The following is a 17,531-nucleotide window of genomic DNA, read 5'->3' as shown; positions in this document are numbered from 1 at the left end:
TCTTATGAGTCGGACGACCCGGTTCCGGAGCAATCTGAGGGCGCCCTGTTCGACGACACGTCGGCGACCGACGCGGCGGCGACCTCCGTGGAGCTGCCGGTCTCCGAGCGTGCCAGGGCGGTCCAGTACACGCTGACGTCGTCGTCGGACCGTGCGAAGGCGCCGAGCGGCTGGACACTCCAGGGCTCGTCCGACGGCACGACCTGGCGGACGCTGGACCGGCGCTCCGGGGAGTCCTTCGCCTGGGACAGACGGACACGCGCGTTCAGCGTGAGGGCATCGGGTACGTACGAGAGGTACCGCCTGGTCCTCGACGGCGAGGGCACGCTGGCGAAGGTCGAACTGCTCGCCTGAGCAGCCGAGTTGGGGGTCTCATGCCGCTTCCCGTGCCCGTTCTGCCCGAGGGTGTCGACCCGGCCTGGCTGCCGCCCGCCGCCTTCCGGGCGGTCGGCAGCCGGCGGACGCTGATCCGTGGGTCGGGCTCGCTGGTGGAGACGGTGCACGGGGAGGTGGCGGAGGCCTGCCGGCGGTTCGGGGGGCGGGTCGTGCGCGACGTCCAGCCGGGTCAGGCCGCATACGACCTGGTCCTCGACCTCGGTGCCGACGGTCTCGGCGAGGAGGGCTTCGCATGCGCGCGTGAGGGCGGCACGACGACCGTCGCCGCCTCCGGCGGGCGGGGGCTGCTGTACGGCCTGTTCCATGTCGTACGGCTCGGGGAGGCCGCGTTCACCGGCGCCTGGGCGCGGGAGACGCATCGCCCCGCGCTCGCCCTGCGCATGCTCGACCACTGGGACAACGTCGCCGTGCACCCCGTCATGGGCCAGGTGGAGCGCGGGTACGCGGGCGGCTCGCTGTTCTGGGAGGACGGGCGCGCGGCGACCTGGAGCGGGCGCGGGCGTACGGCAGGCTGCTGGCGGCGTGCGGCATCAACGCGGTCGCCGTCAACAACGTCAACGTGCACGAGACCGAGGCGCACCTGCTGACCGACCGGATCAACGACGTGGCCGCGATCGCCGATGTGCTGCGGCCCTATGGGGTTCGCACACACCTGTCCGTGTCCTTCGCCGCGCCGGTGGTGCTCGGCGGACTTCCCACCGCCGATCCGCTGGACGAGGCGGTGCGGGGCTGGTGGGCCACGGCGACACGGCGGGTGTACGAGGCGATCCCCGACTTCGGCGGATACGTGGTGAAGGCCGACTCGGAGGGTCAGCCGGGCCCGTTCGCGTACGGCCGCAGTCACGCCGACGGGGCGAACCTGCTGGCCGCCGCTGTGGGACCGTACGGCGGCACCGTCCACTGGCGGGCGTTCGTCTACGACCACCGCCAGGACTGGCGGGACCGCACGACGGACCGGGCCCGGGCCGCGTACGACCACTTCGTGCCGCTGGACGGCGAGTTCGCGCCGAACGCCGTGCTCCAGGTGAAGCACGGGCCGATGGACTTCCAGGTGCGCGAGCCGGTGTCACCGCTGATCGGCGCCATGCCGCGCACCCGGCTGGCGGTGGAGTTGCAGGTCACCCAGGAGTACACCGGGCAGCAGCGGCACGTCTGCTGGCTGGGGCCGATGTGGAGCGAGGTGCTGCTGTTCGGCCACGAACCGGAGTCGGCCGTGGGGGAACGGGCGCGGGGCGGGCTGATCGGCGTGTCCAACGCCGGCGACGATCCGTTCTGGACCGGGCACCCCCTCGCCCAGGCCAACCTGTACACCTTCGGACGGCTGGCCTGGCGGCCGGACGCCGAGCCGCGTGAGGTGCTCGACGAGTGGATCGGGCTGACCTTCCCGGAGGCCCCGGAGCGCTTGTCCGACGGGCTGCACGCGGTGCTCGACGGCTCGTGGCGAACGTACGAGAAGTACACCGCTCCGCTCGGCGTGGGATGGATGGTGCAGCCGGGCCACCACTACGGGCCGAGCGTCGACGGCTACGAGTACAGCCCCTGGGGCACCTACCACTTCGCCGACCGGGACGGCATCGGCGTCGACCGCAGCGAGGCGACCGGCACCGGGTACGCCGGGCAGTACGCCAAGCCGTGGGCCGAGCTGTACGAGTCGCCGCAGACCTGCCCCGACGAGCTGCTGCTGTTCTTCCACCACGTGCCGTACACACATCTGCTGACGAGCGGGAAGACCGTGATCCAGCACATCTACGACGCCCACTTCGAAGGCGTGGCGGAGGTCGAGGAGGCCCGCCGGGTGTGGGCGGACCTCGCGGACCTGGTCGAGCCGGGGCGTCACGCGCGAGTGGCGGAGCGGTACGAGGAGCAGCTCCGCAGCGCCTGCGAATGGCGCGACCAGATCAACAGCTACTTCTTCCGCAAGTCGGGGGTGCCGGACGAGCGGGGGCGCCGGATCTACTGAGAGATCGCGACTCTACTGAAGGATCGCGACGCCCAGGGGGTCGAGGACCAGGGGTTCGCCCCGCTCGACCCGTTTGCCGGTGAGCAGGTCGGTGGCCGTGGTGTGGGCCGTCAGGCGGGCCGGTTCGGGGGCGTGGTTGAGGAGGAAGAGCAAGGGGGTGCCGTCGGGGGTGATCCGGGTCGCCGTCTCCACGGCCGGGTGGTCGGCGTAGGGGCCGAGCAGGTGGTGACGGGCCAGGATCCGGCGGACGATCCGGTCGACGCCCGGCTGGTCGAGGGCGGTGGCGACGTACCAGCCCTCGCCGTCGCCGAATCGGTTGCGGGTGACGGCGGGGGTGCCGGCGTAGAAGTCGGTGCCGTAGGTGGCGACCGGTTCGGCGCCGCGTGGGAGGACGATCTCGAAGACGAGCCGGGCCTCGGCCGGCAGTTCGGGGATCGGCTGGGTGGACTCCGGTGGGCGTGCGTCCCATTCGTCCACGCGGATGCCCATCAGCGGTGCGAGCGGGCCGGGGACGTCGGTGAGGAAGGCGCGGTCGTGCTCGTCGACGCGGCCGGAGAGGAAGGTGGCCAGGACCGTGCCGCCGCGTGCGGCCGCTTCCTCGATGCGGGTGGCGAGGTCGCCCTTGACCATGTGGAGAGCGGGGGCGAGCACCACGTCGTAGGGCGTGAGGTCGGCGGTCTGCGGGATCACGTCCACGTCGGCGCCGGCCTCGCGGGCGGCCCGGTAGTAGGCGTGGACCACGTCCGGGTACCTGACCAGCCGGGAGGGGCCGTCGGAGATCTCCAGGGCCCACCAGCTGTCCCAGTCGAAGAGGAGGGCGGTGCGGGCCGGGGTGCGGGCGCCGAGGGTCCGGTCACCCAAGAACTCCAACTCCCGCCCCAGCTCTGCTACTTCGCGGAAGACACGGGTGTCGTCGCGGCCCGCGTGGCCGATGACCGACCCGTGGTACTTCTCGCAGGCGCCCCGTGAGGCGCGCATCTGGAAGTACAGGGCGGCGTCCGCGCCGTGGGCGATGGCCTGGAAGGTGGCGAGACGGAGTTCCCCGGGCCGCCGGAGCGGGTTGACGTCACGGCAGGCCGTCGTGGACGGCGTCTGCTCCATCAGCCAGAAGGGGGCGCCGTCCTTCAGGCCGCGCATCAGGTCGTGGGCGAGGGCGGGCCGGGTCGGCGGGGCGTCCAGGGGCGGGTAGTTGTCCCAGGAGGCGAAGTCGAGGTGGGGTGCCCAGCGGTGGTAGTCGAGGGGGCGAAAGGTGCCCATGAAGTTGGTGGTGACGGGCGTGTCGGGGTCGTGTGCGCGGATCACCTCCTTCTCGGCCAGGAAGCAGCCGAGGAGGGCGTCGGTGGTGAAGCGGAAGTAGTCGAGGGTGATGCCCTGGAAGGCGGTGTGGTCGGGACCGCGCCAGTGCTCGGTCAGGGCGTTCGGCGGCTCGATCTGGTCCCAGTCGGTGTAGCGGTGCGACCAGAAGGTGGTCCACCAGGCGTCGTTGAGGGCGTCGAGGGTGCCGTGCCGGTCGCGGAGCCACTCGCGGAAGGCCTCGGCGCACAGCTCGCAGTAACAGGCGCCGCCGTACTCGTTGTTGATGTGCCAGGCGAGCAGGGCGGGGTGGCCGGCGTACCGCTCGGCGAGACGCGAGGCCAGCGCGGTGGCGTGCCCGCGGTACGCCGGTGAGCTGGGGCAGAAGTTGTGGCGCTGGCCGTAGCGGTGGCGGCGGCCCTCGAAGTCGGTGCGGTTGACCTCGGGGTGCCGTTTGGCGAGCCAGGGCGGGAGGGCGGCGGTGCCGGTGGCCAGACAGACCTGGCGCCCCTCGGCGGCGGCCCGGTCGAGGATGCGGTCCAGGACCGTGAAGTCGTAGGTGTCCGGGGCGGGTTGGGTGAGGGACCAGGTGAAGACGCCGACGGTGAGGGTGTCGATGCCGGCCCGGGCGAACAGACGGTGGTCGTCGTCCCAGACGGTTTCGGGCCACTGCTCGGGGTTGTAGTCACCGCCGTACGGGATCTTCGGCGTGCGGGGCGCGGTCATGCCGTGAAGTCCTCCTGGGTCTCGGTGATCACCGTGCGGCTGCCGTGCAGCAGGGACAGCAGCAGCGGGGCGGCCAGCAGGGCGGCCACGGCCTCGGTCAGCAGGGCGGTCAGCGCTGCCGCCAGGACGAGCAGGGAGGCGGCGGCGAGGGTGGCGCGGCCGTGCCGGAACAGGAAGTACCCGGCGAGGCGGGCGGTGTCCCGGGCGCGGAAGGCGAACAGCGAGGTGAGGATTAGGGCGTGGGCGCCCCAGAGGAGGAGCCGGCGCCGATCACCGCGAGCAGCAGCGCCCACCAGCCGGGCAGGCCGGTGGCGGAGAAGTGGGTGAGGGTGAAGGCGATGACCGTCAGCCAGGCCAGCAGGGGTGTCCACAGCTTCAGCGCCGGTACGGCGTTGAGCCGCCAGCCGCGCAGGAAGGCGCGGGCCGGGTGCAGTTCGGTGAGGTCGCGGCTGCGGTGGTGGAGGGCGTAGAGCGCGGCGGACAGCGCCGGTCCGAGGGGCAGCAGGCACAGGGCCGCGAGGGGGAGGTTGGCGGGGTCGGGGCCGAGCAGGAGCAGTCCGGCCAGGCCCGGGGAGGCGGTGAGGAGCAGCAGCGCCTCGGCGGTGAGGACGGTGTGGATGAGGGCGGAGGCGCGGGAGAGGGCTCCGGTACCGAAGTCGGAGGTGCGTACGGTGCTCATGCCGCCTCCCGGCCGGGCAGACGCCGCTCGTCCCACTCGTCCCACCAGGGCGGGGTCTCGTCGACGACCGGGGCGAGCTCGACGAGGACGGCCTCGTGACGGCCCAGGGTCAAGAGCGGGTCGACGCGGCCGACGTCGGCGGTCAGCGGCCGATGGGTGCGCGGGGGCACGGCGGAGTCCTGGGAGTCGCAGCGCAGGGCAAGATCGACGCGGCGGAAGTCGGCCGTCAGCGGCCGATGGGTGCGCGGGGGCACGGCGGAGTCCTGGGAGTCGCGGCGCAGGGCGAGACCGACGGGGTCGGCGTCGGCCGTCAGCCGCCGGCAGGAGCGCGCGGGCACTGCGATGTCCCCGGAGCCGCAGCCCAGGGCAAAGCCCATGCAGTCGGTCAGCCTCCGCCGGGCGCGCCCAGGCCCCGCGAAATCCCGGCAGCCATGGCACAGGGCGAGGTCCACGCGGTCGGCGTCGAGGCGGTGTCGGCCGGCGCCGGTCAGGTGGCCGGTCGGCGCGTCGGGGACGCGGATCACCCGTTCTCCTTCTTGAACCGCTCGTAAGCCTTGTTGTGCAGGTCGACGAGCTGCTGCATGTTCTTCGACCTCAGTTCGGCGAGGTAGGCGTTCCAGTCGGACAGCGGCCGTTTGCCGAGGACGAACTGGAGGGTGTTCTGGATGACGGTGTCCTTGAGCGGGGTGTCCCAGAGGGTCGCCTGTTCCTGTTCGAAGGACTGGAGGGGGTGGGCCGGGTCGATGGGCAATTGCTCGCGCTGGGCCATGGCGTCCTGGAACCTCTTCTCGTCCGGGCTGAACGAGGAGGAGACCAGGGCCCAGCTGCCGCCGTAGGTGAAGACGCCGTTGAAGAAGCCGTAGTCCTTCTGGAGGTCCTTCGGGGCGTCCGGGTCGGAGCCCATCAGGGTGATGCCGGGCTTCAGCCGGGGCTGCCCGCCGGACTCGGTGTAGGTGACGCCCTCGACGCCCCACTTGCAGAACTTCTGGCCCTCGTCCGAGTACCAGAGCCAGTCGAGGAACTGCATCATCGCGACGAAGCCGTCGCTCTCGAGGGCCTTGCTCGAGACCATGACGCCGTTCTCCAGGCGGGTGCCGCCGGGCACCACCGGGCCGGCCTGCCGAGGGGCACCGGGACCATCTCGATCTTGGCTCCGTCGACCTGCTTCTCCAGGTTGTAGCGGTAGTTCTGCACCAGCTCCTGGGGGTTGGCGCTGATCGCGTAGCTTTTCTGGGCGAGCAGCTTCTGCACGGCCTGGTCGTCGGTCTGGCTGAAGCTCTCGGGGTCCATGAGCTTCTCGGCGACGAGCCCCCGCAGGTACTCGACCATCCGGCGGTAGGCGTCCTGGGCGCCGGTGAAGACGAACTTCTGCGCCTTGTGGTCGAAGCTGATGTTGTCGTACGCCCATCCGGCCCGGACGCCGAAGGCCTGGCCGAGGTAGAGGAACAGGGCGCCGCAGGGGAACGGGGTGTTGGTGCTCCAGCGGTCGGAGAAGGGGTACGTGCCGGGGTACTCCTCCCTGAGCGCCTTGAGGACGTCGTACACCTCGTCCCAGGTGGTGGGCAGGCTCAGGCCGTGCCGGTCGAGTACGTCCGTGCGGAAGGACAGCGAGTAGCCGGACTTGACCTTCTCGTGCAGTCCGGGCAGCAGGTAGTACTTGCCGTCGGACTGGCGGATCGAGTCGAGCTCGGGCTCCAGCTTCCACTTGCGCACCTTGTCGCGGAAGTTGGGCATCAGGTGGACGTAGTCGCTGACCGCGAGGATCGCGCCCGACGAGACGAAGGCGACCTCGGAGGGGTGGTACGTCTTCGGGATCAGGAACGGGGCGTCGCCGGCGCCGATGAGGACGCTGCGCTTCTTCTCGTAGTCGGCCAGCGGGACGTCGACGGGCTTGAGGGTCACCCCGGTGCGCTGGGTGAGTTCCTTCCAGAAGAGCCAGCCGTCCTTCATGGGGTAGACGGGGTTGTTGTTGTGCAGGACCGAGAAGGACAGCGGCTTGGCCGCCTTGAACTGCTGCCCGGCCCGGTAGTTCTTCATCGCCCCGTTCTGTTTCCTCGACAGGTCCTTGCCGTCCCCGCCGTCGTCTCCGCTGCCGCAGCCGGTGACCGTGGCGAGACCGATGAAGCCGGCGGCGGCGAGTATCTGGCGCCGCGACAGCTGTCCTGCGTTCTTCACGGAGACTCCTTTGTTCCGTAGGCCGGTTGAGGAGGCGGCGTCAGCCCTTGACCGCGCCGAGCATCACGCCCGAGACGAAGTAGCGCTGGACGAACGGGTACACGCAGAGGATCGGCAGGGCGGTGAGGACGATGGTGACCGACTGGATGTTCGCGCCGACCTGGCTGAGCTGCTCCGTGCCCGCGCCCGCGTTGCCGCCGCCGGTGGCGCCCTGGATGAGGTTGCGGAGGTAGACGGTGACCGGCATCAGATCCGTCCGGTCCATATAGAGGAAGGCGCTGAACCAGGAGTTCCAGAAGGACACCGAGTAGAACAGCACCATCGTCGCCACGACCGCCTTGGACAGCGGCAGGACGATCCTGAGCAGGATGCCGTACGTGCTGAGGCCGTCGATCTGCGCGGCCTCCTCCAGCTCGGTCGGCAGGTTCTCGAAGAAGGCCTTCATGACCAGGAGGTTGAAGACGCTGATCGCGTTCGGCAGGGCGATCGCCCAGACGCTGTTCTTCAGGCCGAGGCTGGTGACCAGGATGTAGTTGGGGATCAGACCGCCGGTGAAGAACATGGTGAACACGGCGATGCCGACGAGCACACCCCGGCCCTTGAGGTGCTTCTTCGACAGGACGAAGGCGTAACACGTCGTCAGCACCATGGCGACGGCCGTCGCCACGACCGTGTACAGCACGGTGTTGCCGTAGTTCCGCCAGAACATCGAGTCCTGGAACACGATCTCGTACGTGGTGAGGTTGAACCCCTTGGGCAGCAGGGTCACCTCGCCGGCCCGGATCTGGCGCTCGCCGCTGAAGGACCGCGCGAGGATGTTGACGAAGGGGTACAGGGTCACCAGCACGACGAGGGTGAGGACCACCCCGTTGACACCCTGGAAGACCCTGTAGGAGTGACTCGGCTTCACCACAGACTCGTCCCCACTGTGCGGCGCGAGAGCTGGTTGGCGGACGTGATGAGGACCAGGCCGATGATCGCCTCGAACAGTCCGATGGCGGCGGCGTAACTGAAGCTGTTGGACTCCACGCCGGACCGGTACACGTACGTCGAGATCACGTCGGCGGTCGGATACGTCAGCGGGTTGTACAGCAGCAGGACCTTCTCGAAGCCGACCGCCATGAACGCGCCGATGTTCAGGATCAGCAGCGTGACCATGGTGGGCCGGATGCCGGGCAGGGTGACGTGCCAGATCTGCTGCCAGCGGTTGGCGCCGTCGATGCGCGCGGCCTCGTACAGGTCCTCGTCGATCGTGGTGAGCGCGGCGAGGTAGAGGATCGTGCCCCAGCCGGCGGTCTGCCAGATCTCCGAGCCGACGTAGACCGTGCGGAACCACTCGGGTTCCTGGATGAAGCGGATCGGTTCGTGGCCGAACCAGCCGAGGACGTGGTTGACCGGGCCGTCACTGGCCAGCATCTGCATCGTGATGCCCGCGACGATCACGATCGACAGGAAGTGCGGGAGGTACGACACCGACTGCACGAACCGCTTCAGGGAGCGCCGGCGCACCTCGTTGAGCAGCAGCGCCAGCACGATGGGGACCGGGAAGCAGAACAGCAGCGTGAGGCCGCCGATCCACAGGGTGTTGCGGAAGACCTGCCAGAAGGTGGGGTCGTTGAGGAACATCTGCACATAGCGCAGCCCCACCCACTCCTCGCCGAAGATCGACCCGCCGGGCTCGAAACGCCGGAAGGCGATGACATTGCCGATCATCGGCAGATAGCGGAAGACCAGGAAGAACAGCAGCGGCAGGATCGCCAGCGAGTACAACTGCCAGTCGCGGCGCAGCGCCCGCCGCCAGCCGGTCCGGGCGGGGTCCCGCTTGCCGCGTCGGGGTGCGGCTGAGGCCTCAGGCGGATCCTTGGTGCCCGGCGGGGCCGACGTGGTGGACGTGCTCATTGCTCGGGCCTCCCGTGGGCATGGGACGCGGAACCGAAACTTTCGAGCGCTTACCGGTAACTTCGCGGCAACTTAAAGGCATCAGAAAGCGCTGTCAATGGGTGCGGCGGCAGTCGGCTGAGGCGTCTGTGCCGCGTTGGTATCGCGTCGAACCTGGGTAGATCCCAGGGGCCTGCCGTCCGTCGTCCATCGCAAGTTTCTGGATGCCTACCGACTCCTGCGAGGTGCCGCCGTGCCCGCGTTCGACCTGCCGCTGACGGAACTGGAGCGCCATCGCCCGGACGTCGGGGAGCCCGCCGACTTCGACGCGTTCTGGCTGCGCACACTGAAGGAGGCCGGGCAGGCGGACCCGCTGGTGTCGGCGCGGCCGGTGGAGACGGGCCTGCGGCTGACCCGGACCTGGGACGTGACGTTCCGGGGCTTCGCAGGCGATCCGGTGCGCGCCTGGTTCAGCAAGCCGGCCGGTGTCGACGAACTCCTGCCCGCCGTCGTCGAGTTCGCCGGGTACGGACGCGGCCGGGGCCTCCCCCACGAACGCCTCACCTGGGTCAACGCCGGGTACGCGCACCTGCTCATGGACAACCGCGGCCAGGGCGACGAGTACGGCTGCGGCGGCGACACCCCCGACCCGCACGCCACGGCCCCGGGCGGGCCCGGCCCTGCGGTACGCGGCCTGCTCGCGCCCGAGGACTACCACTACCGCCGTCTGATCACGGACGCGGTCCGCGCGGTCACGGTGGTACGGGCACTGCCCGGCGTCGATCCCGCGCGGACCGCGGCCGTCGGCAACAGCCAGGGCGGCGGCCTGGCCCTCGCGGTCGCGGGGCTCGTCCCCGGCCTGGCGGCGCTGCTCGTCACCGCCCCGCTGCTGTCCGGCATCCGCCGCGCGCTCGACCTCACGGACGCGGGGCCGTACGGGGAGATCGCGTCCTATCTCTCCGTCCACCGGGGCGCCGAGCACGACGCCTACCGCACGCTGTCCTACGTCGAGGGCGTCTCCTTCGCCCGCCGCGCGCAGGCTCCGGCTCACTTCGGCGTGGGGCTACGGGACACGGTGTGCCCGCCGAGCGGGGCGTACGCCGCGTTCAACCGCTATGCCGAACTGACCGGCACGGCCCCGCGCAAGGAGATCCACGCGCATCCGTTCAACGGGCACGAGGGGGGTGACGCGGTGCAGGTGCGGCGTCAACTGGATTGGCTGCGGGAGGTGTTGGGTGGTCGGAAGTGATGACCGCATGATTCGCGGTCATCGTTCGGGGTTCGTTGACCCGAGGTCCGGCCGGAACTCCGGGTGCGGGATGCCGACCCGTCCATCGGCCGCGCAATTCGGGGTTACTTCCCGATAGGGGACTCCGCGGTGCAGCCGCCGGCGGTCACCAGACCATCGGCACTCTGTTCCTCGATCACCTTGCCCTTGTGGATGATCTTGCATGTGACCTGGGCGCCTTCGGGGTCCGCGGCGACCGGCATGACCGCCGCGGGCATGATGCCGCGCAGCGTGACCGTCTTCTTCCAGGGCAGCTCGGGCTTCGACACCGACTCGACCTTCGGCTCCATGGCCTTGCCACCGCCGCCGTGGAACTCGATCGAGTCGACGTTCTTCCCCGTCACCTCGTAGGTGACTTCGTACGTCTCGTCCACTGCCTTGTCGACCTGGTCGACGGCCTCGGAGCAGGAGCTGAGACCGAGCGCGAGACCGGCGGTGGCGACGGCACAAACGGTTGCACGGATGGTGCGGTTCAAAGGGATCCCCCCGGATCATGAAAGGTCGAATCCGCAGCCAATCGTGAATGGAATGCAAAGTCAACTTCACAAAACCTGACGCCGATGACGCCGGAATCCTGACCGGCGCCCGGCTGCGACAGCCGTAGACAACTGCGCCGCCCGGCGCTAACTTCCGCAACAGCGGGGTGGGAGCGCTCCCATATCGGTGGACCGGAACCCGCCTCGAGTCGCTCCCATCCCGCGCATTCGCACACACGCATCCACAGGCCCGTACCTCAAGGAACGGACGATGCTGTCATGATCCTGACAACTTCGGGTGGACCCCCGATGCCCCGATCAGCTTTTCCCACCCGGGCCCGAGCCCTCCTCCTGGTCCTGCTCTCCCTCCTCGTCACCGTTCCGGCCCTCGGCCTGGTCATGACGGCCGGTGGTGAGGCGGAGGCACACGGCACCCCCATGAAGCCCGGCAGCCGCACCTTCCTGTGCTGGCAGGACGGTCTGACCGACACCGGTGAGATCAAGCCGGTCAACCCGGCCTGCCGGGCCGCGCAGCAGGTCAGCGGCACGACGCCGTTCTACAACTGGTTCTCGGTGCTCCGCTCGGACAGCGCCGGCCGCACCCGGGGCTTCGTACCGGACGGCGAGCTGTGCAGCGGCGGCAACACCAACTTCACCGGGTTCAACACGCCCAGCAAGGACTGGCCGCTCACCCACCTCACCTCGGGCGCGACGGTCGACTTCTCTTACAATGCCTGGGCGGCGCACCCGGGTTGGTTCTACGTCTACATCACGAAGGACGGCTTCGACCCGACCAAGACGCTCACCTGGAACGACATGGAGGAACGGCCGTTCCTGAGCGTCGACCACCCGCCGCTGAACGGCTCCCCGGGCACGGTCGAGGCCAACTACTCCTGGACCGGCAAGCTCCCTGAGGGCAAGTCGGGCCGCCACATCATCTACATGGTCTGGCAGCGCTCCGACAGCCAGGAGACCTTCTACTCCTGCTCGGACGTCGTCTTCGACGGCGGCAACGGCGAGGTGACCGGCATCAAGCAGCCGGGCGACCCGTCCGAGCCGGTGCCCGGCACGTGCACGGCCACCCGCAAGACGACCGGCAGCTGGAACGGCGGCTACCAGTCCGAGGTGACCGTCACCAACACCGGCACCGTCCCGATGCTCGGCTGGATGGTCGACTGGACGCTGCCGTCCGGCCAGAAGATCGACAGCCTGTGGAGCGGCAACGCCACCTACAACGGCCAGTCGGTGATGGTCCACAACGCCGGCTGGAACGGCTCCCTCGATCCCGGCAAGAGCACGACGTTCGGATACACCGTCTCCGGCTCGGGCGGTGACAGCACGACGAGCCTGCCCTGCCGGGTCGGCTGAACCGTCGCGTCGGGCGGGTCCGGCGGCCGGGGCGTCCCGGCTGCCGGGCCCGCTGGCGGGTGTCCGCGGAGAGGCGACCGCGGGACCCGATTGGCGGGTGACAGTGCCGCCGTGACCTCGGTCTCGCTGTGGGCCATGTGGCGCCACGTTGGCGGGCGGCGGCTCGTGGGAGGTGCGCGGGGCCGGAAATCGCCAGAGCGATGCCTGAGTCGTCCTTCAGTCCCATATGTCGCTGTTATCCAGGTGTGCGATTCTGTTGTGAGGGTGCCCTGCCGCTCACGTGGGCGTGGATCCGCCGCGTCGTCGTCGCCTGAGTTCCGGGGACTCCCACCTGCCGGTGGCCGCGGCACGGACGGGAGGTGGATGCGGACATGCCCCATTACGGCGATGCCCGGGCCGCGGCCCCCGGCCTTCGGGCACCGGGGCACGGGGACACCGGGGCGCCTCGTCCCACGCCGGAGTCCGCCGCGCGGGAGCGGGTCCTGACGTTTGCCGGGGTGGTGCTGGCGGCGGTGTACGTACGGAGCGAGCACGGCGCGGAACTCCGGCTGGTGGAGTCGGCCGGCGGCGAGCCGGGGCGCTACGGGTTGCCGAGTCGCGTGCGGCATGGCGGGGGCACCTCGCCCGCCCCGGCGCCGGGCTACGCAGCGGTGTCGGGAACCATCGGGTCAGCCGTGGTCGAGGCCTTTCGGAGTGGGCGGCCGCTGTGGCTCGCGGGCCGGCAGGAAGGCGGAGCCGCCGGCGCGCCACTCGGGGCGGTGCCCCTGGGGGCCGCCGGCGGGTGGCTGGGGTGCCTGGTCGTGGTGGGAGAGGCCGGGGAGGGGTTCGGGGCCGAGCAGCGGGAGTTCCTGGAGCGGTATGCCGAGGCGGTCGCCGGGCGGCTCCGGGGCGAGGCCGACCGGTCCGCCCCCTCGCCGCTCCTGGACTCCGCCCTGCGCGCCCTGGGGGTCGGTTCCTTCGCCCTGGCGCCCGGGACCGGGCTGGTCGAGACCGACCCGGCCCTGCTCGAACTGGTCGGTATCCCCGAGGGCGGCTTCGACGGCAAGACCGACACCCTGCTCTCGTACAGCGTCCCGGAGGACGTCCCGGCCCTGATGTCGGTCATCGAACCGTCCCCGCAGACCCCCGGGCGACGGGAACTGGAGTTCCGTACCCGCCGGGCCACCGGTGAACTGTGCTGGCTGCGCCTGAGCTGCCGGGTGCTGAAGCGCCCCGACGGTGCCCCGGAGCGGGTGCTGGGCGTGGTGACCGCCGCCCCGGTGCTGCGCCGGAGCGCCAGCGACGTCGCCCGGATCCAGTGGCTGACGGCCGCGCTCGACGACGCCACGACGGTCCGGGACGTCAGTCGCGTGGTGGTCGCCGCGCTGCGCGAGCCGCTGGGTGCCGACCGGGTGGCGCTCGCCGAGCTGCTGGAGGACCGGCTGGCGGTCACCGTGCTCGATCCGCCGGGTGCGGGTGCCTGGCCGGAGCTGTGGCGTTCCGAGTGGCGCTCGGAGTGGCCCGACGCGCCGGTCACCGCCCTGCCCACGCTCCAGGCGGCGCTGCGGGACGGGCGGATGAGCCTGTGGCCGGCGGGTGCCGTGCTGGAACCCGGGCTCGCGGGGATCGGCCCCGGCGGGCTCGCGGTCCTGCCACTGCCGGCCAAGGGCAGGGTGGCCGGGGTGTGCCTGGTCGGCTGGGACACCCCGCACGAGTTCGCGCCCGAGGAACGGGCCCTGCTGACGGCGACCGCGGGGCTGGTGGGGCAGGCCCTGATCCGCGCGCACGCCTACGACGCCGAGCAGGAACTCGCGACGATGCTCCAGCGCAGCCTGCTGCCGCGCCGTCTCCCCCGTTGCCCGGGGGCATCGCCGTGGCCCGCTATCTGCCCGCCCGGCGCGGGCTCCAGGTGGGCGGCGACTGGTACGACGTGATCGCGCTGTCGGAGAGGAAGGTGGCCCTGGTCATCGGTGATGTGCAGGGGCACAGCGCCGGGGCAGCGACGATCATGGGCCAGATGCGCACGGCGGTCAGGGCCTACGCCGTGGAGGGGCATCCGCCGGACGTGGTCGTCTCGCACGCCAACCGGCTGCTCGTCGGCATGGAGACCGACCTGTTCGCCACGTGCTGCTACGTCGAGCTGGACCTGGAGGAGGGCAACGCGCTGTTCGTGCGGGCCGGGCATCTGTCCCCGCTGTTGCGTCATCCCGATGGCGGCACGGAGGAGATCGCGGTCGAGGGCGGGCTTCCGCTGGGCGTGCTGGAGGACGCGGAGTTCCCGCTGACGGCGGTGGCGCTGACGCCCGGCACGGTGCTCGCGCTGGTGACGGACGGCCTGGTCGAGTCGGCCGAACTGGACGTGGACGAGGGCATGCGGATCGTGCGCGAGGCGCTCGCCGCGGCCGATCCCTCCGACCCGGGGCGGATGGCCGACGACCTGCTCGGCGAGGCCGGCCGCCGGGAGGACGACGTGGCGTTGCTGCTGCTGCGCTACGACGGGATGCGGGTGCGGCCGGTGCGGTCGGGCTGGGTGGTGTGGCGGCTGCCGGACGCGGTCATGCACGCCCGCCGGTTCAGCGCGCGCACGCTGCGTTCGTGGGACATCGTGGACGAGGCCGACACCGTTCTACTGGTGGTGTCGGAGCTGGTCACCAACGCGCTGGTGCACACGCAGGGCGCGCTCCGGCTGGACCTGACCCTGGCCGCGGACCGGCTGCGGGTGACCGTGAGCGACTCCTCGCCGCGGGCGCCGGCCAAGCCGGTGGTCGTGGACTGGGAGTCGACCGGCGGCCGGGGGCTCTTCCTGGTCGAGGCGCTGTCGGCGGCCTGGGGCTCGGTGCCGGTCGGCGGCGGCAAGCAGGTGTGGAGCGAGATCGTCGTGTCACGCCAGGAGCAGGAGGCGGACCGGGCACCGGCAGAGGAGCCGACGCCGGAAGAGGCACCGTGGGTCGAGCCGGAAGAGGAACGGGAGCCCGGCCGGGGCTGGGGCATCGGCCGCACCCGGGGCTGGGGCATGGGTTGGAACCGCGCCCGAAGCGGAGACAGGGCCTCGGGCCGACGCCGGAACCCAGATCAGACCCCCGACCCGAACGAGAACCAAGCCCCGGAACGGAACCAAGCCCGGCCCTCGCGCCGAAGCCGGACCCCGGACCCGAACGAGAACCAGGCCCCGGACCGGAACCAAGCCTGGGCCGCGGGCCGAAGCCAGGACCGCGGTCGGTCCCGGAGCCGGAGCGGGAACCCGGACCGGGCCCTGGATCCGAACGAGCACCAAGCCCCGGACCAGCACCGGCCCCCGGGCCGGAGCAACCCCTCGGGACGAGGCCGGTCCCAGGAGGGGGGTCGGGATGAGAGGCCGTCAGCCGGCGTGTGGGCGCCGGGCTCGTCGCGGCTGTCATGGCGGTGGCCCTGGCCGGCTGTACCGAGGACGGCGGGCAGGGCGAGGGCGGGTTCACCGTCGGGCTGCTGCTGCCGAGCCGCGCGGTGCCCCGCTGGGAGCAGTCCGACAAGCCCTTGATCGAGAAGCGGGTGAAGGAGCTGTGCCCGGAGTGCGAGGTCGTCTACGCCAACGCGGAGAACGACACGGCGAGCCAACGGCAGCAGGTGAACTCCATGATCACCCGGGGTGTGTCCGTCCTGATCCTGGACGTCGTCGACCCCAAGGCGCTGCGCTCCTCGGTCCGCGCGGCGGACCGCGCGGGCATTCCGGTCGTCGCCTACGACCGGCTCGCCGAGGGCCCGATCTCGGGTTTCGTCAGTTTCGACGGCGGCCGGGTCGGCAGACTCCAGGGCGAGGCACTGCTGAAGGGCATGGGAGCCAGGGCCGACGACGGCGGCGTCGTCATGGTGAACGGCGACCCCTCCAGCCCCAACGCCGCCTGGTACGAGGGCGGCGCCCGGTCCGTGCTCCAGGACAGGGTGCGGATCCTCAAGTCGTACGACACCCTCGGCTGGCGCACGGAGAACGCGCACGACCACATGTCCGCCGCGATCAGCGCCCTCGGCCCGAACCAGATCGACGGGGTGCTCGCGGCCAACGACTCGATCGCCGCCGGTGTCATCGCGGCGCTCAAGAGCGCCCGCGTCTCGCCGCTGCCCCCGGTCACCGGCCAGGACGCCGACCTCGACGCCGTGCGGCGCATCGTCAAGGGCGAGCAGTACATGACCGTCTACAAGCCCTTCCGGCAGGAGACCGAGGCGGCCTCCGCCATGGCCGTCGCCCTGGCACGCGGCAACGACCTCGACGCCCTCGTCACGTCGACCGTGGACAGCCCCACCACCCCGGACGTCCCGGCGGTGCTGCTCGACCCGGTCTCCGTGACGGCCGAGACGATCGGGCGGACGCTCGTCCGGGACGGCGTCTACACGATCGACCAGATCTGCACCCCGAAGCTCCGGTCGGCCTGCGACCGGATCGGGCTCACCCGGTGAGGGAGGTGATCCCCCGTGGCCCATCCACCCGTACTGGCGTTGCGCGGCATCTCCAAGCGGTTCGGCGGCGTGCAGGCGCTCGTGGACGTCGACCTCCAGGTCCGGGCCGGTGAGGTCGTGGCCCTGGCGGGCGACAACGGCGCCGGCAAGTCCACGCTGATCAAGGTGATCTCGGGCGTCAGCCCAGCCGACCGGGGCGTCATCGAGTGGGAGGGGCGGCTCGTGCAGATCAAACGCCCGCACGACGCCCACGCCCTGGGCATCGCGGCCGTCTACCAGGACCTCGCCATGTGCGACAACCTGGACGTCGTGGGCAATCTCTTCCTCGGCCGGGAGATCCACCGGGTGGGCATCCTCGACGAGGTGGGGATGGAGCGCCGCGCCCGCGATCTGATGCGGGCCCTGTCGATCCGTATCCCCGACGTGCGGATGCCGGTCGCGGCGCTGTCCGCCGGGCAGCGGCAGGCCGTCGCGATCTCCCGCTCGCTCATGGGCGCGCCCAAGGTGCTGCTTCTCGACGAGCCCACCGCCGCCCTGGGCGTCGAGCAGACCAGCCATCTGCTCGACCTCATCGAGGAGGTGCGCGACCGCGGTATGGCGATCATCCTCATCAGCCACAACATGGGTGACATCAAGGCCGTCGCGGACCGGGTCGCCGTGCTGCGGCTGGGCCGCAACAACGGTCTGTTCGACGTGAGCACCGTGACGCAGGAGCAGATCATCTCCTCCGTCACCGGGGCGGCGGACAACGCCGTGGCGCACCGTACGAAGGGCGACGAGGAGGCGTGGCCGTGACCGGGGGCGGGCCGCACCGGGGCGCCGGGCCGGTCGCGCCCGGCCGCGGGCCGCGCCCCCGCGGCTGGTCCGGCAGTCTGCGCGACT

General features: G+C 71.0%; 9 protein-coding genes and 5 pseudogenes. 7 read left to right on the top strand and 7 right to left on the bottom strand.

Annotation, left to right across the window (positions count from 1 at the left end; genetic code table 11):
* Positions 1 to 36 precede the first annotated feature (36 nt).
* Both V8690_RS33030 and V8690_RS33025 read left to right on the top strand, forming a co-directional pair.
* Positions 37 to 354, top strand: a pseudogene (locus tag V8690_RS33030) (hypothetical protein); the annotation flags it as partial.
* 20 nt (positions 355 to 374) lie between these two features.
* Positions 375 to 2,356, top strand: a pseudogene (locus V8690_RS33025) (alpha-glucuronidase).
* A gap of 12 nt (positions 2,357 to 2,368) precedes the next feature.
* On the opposite strand, the gene V8690_RS33020 reads toward V8690_RS33025, so the two are convergent.
* The 6 genes and pseudogenes from V8690_RS33020 to V8690_RS32995 form a co-directional block, all read right to left on the bottom strand.
* Positions 2,369 to 4,375, bottom strand: coding sequence for a beta-galactosidase (locus tag V8690_RS33020; protein WP_338783740.1), 2,007 nt, complete (start codon positions 4,373 to 4,375; stop codon positions 2,369 to 2,371).
* A pseudogene (locus tag V8690_RS33015) lies at positions 4,372 to 5,054 on the bottom strand (hypothetical protein). The gene V8690_RS33020 and the pseudogene V8690_RS33015 overlap by 4 nt, the downstream one beginning before the upstream one ends.
* Positions 5,051 to 5,578 carry a hypothetical protein gene (locus V8690_RS33010; protein WP_338783739.1) on the bottom strand — a complete coding sequence of 176 codons (528 nt, stop codon included), beginning with the start codon at positions 5,576 to 5,578 and terminating at the stop codon, positions 5,051 to 5,053. Before V8690_RS33010 ends, V8690_RS33015 begins: the two are co-directional and overlap by 4 nt.
* Positions 5,575 to 7,229: pseudogene (locus tag V8690_RS33005) on the bottom strand (extracellular solute-binding protein). Before V8690_RS33005 ends, V8690_RS33010 begins: the two are co-directional and overlap by 4 nt.
* Before the next feature lie 40 nt (positions 7,230 to 7,269).
* Positions 7,270 to 8,142 carry a carbohydrate ABC transporter permease gene (locus V8690_RS33000; protein WP_338783738.1) on the bottom strand — a complete coding sequence of 291 codons (873 nt, stop codon included), beginning with the start codon at positions 8,140 to 8,142 and terminating at the stop codon, positions 7,270 to 7,272.
* Positions 8,136 to 9,128: an ABC transporter permease subunit gene (locus tag V8690_RS32995; RefSeq protein ID WP_338783737.1), complete on the bottom strand. Its 993-nt coding sequence runs from the start codon at positions 9,126 to 9,128 to the stop codon at positions 8,136 to 8,138. The genes V8690_RS33000 and V8690_RS32995 overlap by 7 nt, the downstream gene beginning before the upstream one ends.
* A 232-nt stretch (positions 9,129 to 9,360) precedes the next feature.
* Between V8690_RS32995 and V8690_RS32990 the strand changes: the two genes are divergently transcribed.
* A complete protein-coding gene (locus tag V8690_RS32990; RefSeq protein WP_338783736.1) occupies positions 9,361 to 10,356 on the top strand; it encodes an acetylxylan esterase in 996 nt (331 codons plus the stop codon).
* Between the two features lie 104 nt (positions 10,357 to 10,460).
* On the opposite strand, the gene V8690_RS32985 is transcribed toward V8690_RS32990, so the two are convergent.
* Positions 10,461 to 10,871: an MmpS family transport accessory protein gene (locus V8690_RS32985; RefSeq protein ID WP_338783735.1), complete on the bottom strand. Its 411-nt coding sequence runs from the start codon at positions 10,869 to 10,871 to the stop codon at positions 10,461 to 10,463.
* Between the two features lie 309 nt (positions 10,872 to 11,180).
* Between V8690_RS32985 and V8690_RS32980 the strand changes: the two genes are divergently transcribed.
* From V8690_RS32980 to V8690_RS32965, 4 genes and pseudogenes are all read left to right on the top strand, one after another.
* Complete coding sequence (locus V8690_RS32980) at positions 11,181 to 12,239, top strand: lytic polysaccharide monooxygenase (protein ID WP_338783734.1); 1,059 nt, start codon at positions 11,181 to 11,183, stop codon at positions 12,237 to 12,239.
* Between the two features lie 371 nt (positions 12,240 to 12,610).
* Positions 12,611 to 15,099: pseudogene (locus tag V8690_RS32975) on the top strand (SpoIIE family protein phosphatase); the annotation flags it as partial.
* Positions 15,100 to 15,614: 515 nt separating this feature from the next.
* Positions 15,615 to 16,649 carry a substrate-binding domain-containing protein gene (locus tag V8690_RS32970; RefSeq protein WP_338783733.1) on the top strand — a complete coding sequence of 345 codons (1,035 nt, stop codon included), beginning with the start codon at positions 15,615 to 15,617 and terminating at the stop codon, positions 16,647 to 16,649.
* 15 nt (positions 16,650 to 16,664) lie between these two features.
* Complete coding sequence (locus V8690_RS32965; RefSeq protein WP_338783732.1) at positions 16,665 to 17,444, top strand: ATP-binding cassette domain-containing protein; 780 nt, start codon at positions 16,665 to 16,667, stop codon at positions 17,442 to 17,444.
* Positions 17,445 to 17,531 lie beyond the last annotated feature (87 nt).

It is taken from the genome of Streptomyces sp. DG1A-41, assembly GCF_037055355.1.
Lineage (GTDB): Bacteria > Actinomycetota > Actinomycetes > Streptomycetales > Streptomycetaceae > Streptomyces.
The sequence above is the reverse complement of the archived record's forward strand: the minus strand, read 5'-3'. Positions and strand labels throughout refer to the sequence as shown.

What these genes read in the sequence shown, in the direction of transcription:
- V8690_RS33020 (WP_338783740.1), bottom strand. Translation starts at nt 4,375, where the DNA reads ATGACCGCGCCCCGCACGCCGAAGATCCCGTACGGCGGTGACTACAAC.
- V8690_RS32995 (WP_338783737.1), bottom strand. Translation starts at nt 9,128, where the DNA reads ATGAGCACGTCCACCACGTCGGCCCCGCCGGGCACCAAGGATCCGCCT.
- V8690_RS32980 (WP_338783734.1), top strand. Translation starts at nt 11,181, where the DNA reads ATGCCCCGATCAGCTTTTCCCACCCGGGCCCGAGCCCTCCTCCTGGTC.
- V8690_RS32970 (WP_338783733.1), top strand. Translation starts at nt 15,615, where the DNA reads ATGGCGGTGGCCCTGGCCGGCTGTACCGAGGACGGCGGGCAGGGCGAG.